4 protein-coding genes are annotated in these 2798 nt (G+C 61.8%); 2 read left to right on the forward strand and 2 right to left on the reverse strand.

What is annotated here, in order from left to right; translation table 11 throughout:
* Together O2807_14255 and O2807_14260 are read left to right on the forward strand one after the other, a co-directional pair.
* Nucleotides 1-367 (forward strand): hypothetical protein (locus O2807_14255; protein ID MDA1001665.1); only part of this gene is annotated, 367 nt, incomplete at its 5' end.
* A gap of 30 nt (nucleotides 368-397) precedes the next feature.
* Nucleotides 398-1204: a hypothetical protein gene (locus O2807_14260; GenBank protein ID MDA1001666.1), complete on the forward strand. Its 807-nt coding sequence runs from the start codon at nucleotides 398-400 to the stop codon at nucleotides 1202-1204.
* Nucleotides 1205-1624: 420 nt separating this feature from the next.
* Here the strand turns inward: O2807_14260 and O2807_14265 are convergent, their stop codons facing one another.
* Together O2807_14265 and O2807_14270 are read right to left on the reverse strand one after the other, a co-directional pair.
* Nucleotides 1625-1897, reverse strand: a complete 273-nt coding sequence (locus O2807_14265; protein MDA1001667.1) for an HU family DNA-binding protein — start codon at nucleotides 1895-1897, stop codon at nucleotides 1625-1627.
* A gap of 188 nt (nucleotides 1898-2085) precedes the next feature.
* The coding region (locus tag O2807_14270; protein MDA1001668.1) for a family 10 glycosylhydrolase at nucleotides 2086-2798 on the reverse strand (713 nt) is incomplete at its 5' end.

The raw sequence follows: 2798 nt of genomic DNA on the forward strand, positions 1-2798 counted from the left end.
GATGCCGATCACGACGGGGATAGGCCCGCCCCACGGGAGTCTTCGCGACTATCTGGATTCGCTGCGGAAGGCGAGGGATCTGAACCCGCGCCTGATCTTCACCGGGCACGGGGCGCCGGTGGAAACTCCAGCCCGCCGGATCGATGAAATCATCCGCCACCGCGAACAGCGCGAGGCAGAGGTCATCGCCTGCATGTCCGAGGGCATGGAGACGCCCGAGCGGGTGGCCGAGCGCATATACGGAAAGGTGCCGCCCCACCGATTGAAAATGGTGGCGACCATGATAGAGTCGCACTTGGAAAAGCTGATGGACGAGGGTAGAGTGCGCGCGGAAGAAGGAAGGTATTTTCTGGTTTCATCCGGATGAGATGATTTTCCCGGTGGTGTCCCCGCATTGTTGACCAACTGCCATACGCTGATACTGCGCAAGCTGCTCGATCACGGGAGCGAGCCTCCCGCGGAGGAGCGCGACAGCTATCTCTACAACATCGCCCCCGACAACCTCCCGCTTGCGGGGGAGTTCAGCCCGCGGGAAACCCACCGCTTCGCCCCGCCCCCCGGCGCCCTCGATCGGCATCCCAAGCTGATCTGGGTGAAGTGCCACCTCGCCGTGGACAACTTCTGCCATTACGGCACGTTGGAGAAGCCGGAAAATTCCATTCCCCCGAACGGGAAGCAGGGCTATACCTACCGCAGGGGCGAGGGCTTGCTTCCTCTCGTGGAGGCGTTTGCCCGCGGGATGGGCACCCCCCTCGATCAGGACACGCTTCACTATCTTTCCCACATTCTGGTCGAAATTGCGGTGGACTACGCCATTTACGCCGACGATGGAACGGTGCCCCGCGTGCTGCGGCACTCGCAGGAGGGCATGAGCGAGGGCCAGTGGGCGGAATATCACCAGGCGCTTTCGGCCCTGTATGAATGTGCGCCGGACAAGGTGGCCCGGGCCAGGGGCGGCGCCTCCAATTTTTACGGCGCGGTCAACGACTTCGGGTACCTGTTTCTCACCGGGAGGACCAAGATCGTGCTGCGCAAGCTGGCGCTTCCCTTCAGCGAGGAAAATACGCAGCGCACCGAGGAGTTGATTCTTCGCGCTGCGGAGCGGGTTTCCGATTACATGGATTTTATTGATGCCTCGGTGGGGGCGCTCTCCGACCGGAGTACCTGGGGCGGGGAGGCACCCCTGGAGAGCGGCGCTTCCTGAGGGATGCCCCCCACTTTATTTTCGGGCAAAAAAAGGGCCCCGAAGGGCCCCGAACCCTAACCCCAGCGCTGGATAAAATGGGGGGGATGATCCAAGCACAGTGGCTTGAGTTCCCCTCTAACCTAATCCCCCATCCCGGTTTTCCCTATGAACCGCGACACACCAGGGGTGTGAAATAGTTCACACTTGGCGATTTTATGCCCCTTGGGGCGAAAAATCCCTAATTCCCGTAACGTTTCTTGTAAAAGTCGATCTGTTTTTGCATTTCCGCTTTGCTCAGTCCCTTTCGCCAGGCGTGTAGCCCGCCCGTGACGAAGCGCTGTCCGATGCCGGGCGAGAGTTCCTCCTTAATGAGACAGACAAAAAAAACAAGGGGAAGCGCAATGCCTCCCCTTGTGGTGGTAGGTTTTTCGCTCTGCGCTAGTTGACCGCGTCCTTCAGTCCAGCTCCAGCCTTGAATTTGGGCACCTTGGCGGCTTTCACCTGAATGGGTTCTCCCGTGCGGGGGTTCCGTGCCGTCCGGGCAGCCCGCTGGGAGACGCTGAAGGTGCCAAATCCCGTCAAGGTGACCTTGTTTCCTTTTCGGAGGGAGCCGGTGATCGTGGAGATGAATGCATTGACTATCGTTTCGGCTCCGGATTTGCTCATGTCGGTTGCGGACGCGATGGCATCCACCAGTTCTGCTTTATTCATGGGAATTACTCTTTCCTGGCCTGTATTTCCGGGCCAAAGGGCGGCAATTGCGAAAAGGCAAAGCAGCGAAAAAGGGCGGAAAACAAAAGACTTTCGGGCGGGATAACTATCTGCTGAAGAGAAGTGTAGCGCATCGAATGCCGGGCCGCAACAGAAAATATCGTGAATTTGACGATATACCGAGGGATTCAGGGGATCGGGCGGTGCCACAAGCGGGGCCGATCCACCATCTGATCGTAGGAAAACAGGGCCACCCCGTCCGCCCGCGCGCGCTCGGCAGCCCGCCACTGGGCCCACAGCGGCACGGGATTTCCCCCGAAAAGCCAGGCGCCGAGGCCGATGACGACCGGCGCCTGGTCGTGGACCAAGCTCTCGGGCAGCGCCGGCCGCGCGGCCAACGCCGCGCGCATCATGTGGGCGGCCAGGGCCGTATCCCGCGAGTAGACCATGACGAGCACCTTGTCCAGCATCCCCTTGCGGAGCCAACTCCGCCAGTCCTGAAAGGCGATCAGGTAGGCGCGCTCGGCCCAGGGAAGCACGGCGGCCGACAGGACGGCATCCGGCTGCACATCGCGGATGGCAGAGCGCACCGCGGAAACGGTGCGGGTCACCTGCTCGCGCCGCCAATCGTCCCAGGCCCGATGATCCGCCGCAGAGACCTTTGCGCCCGCCCGTGGCGCCTTCCTTCCGGTTTCCGCCGCGAAGCGCGCGATGGATTCTCTCCCGTAGCCGAAGTCCAGCCGGGGCGAGAAGCGCGAACCCGGCGAGATGGGCAGTGCATAGGGGTAGCGGATGAAGTCGAGGTGGATTCCAGCCAGGCGGGGGTAGCCGCGGACGAGCTCCCGGGCGATGTCGGCGATTCTTCTGCGGACACCCGGATGGGCGGGGTCGAGAAAAATCC

This window comes from bacterium (assembly GCA_027622355.1).
Classification (GTDB): Bacteria; UBA8248; UBA8248; order UBA8248; family UBA8248; genus JAQBZT01.

Coding starts and splice junctions, on each gene's coding strand:
- O2807_14265 (MDA1001667.1), bottom strand. CDS start 1,897: ATGAATAAAGCAGAACTGGTGGATGCCATCGCGTCCGCAACCGACATG.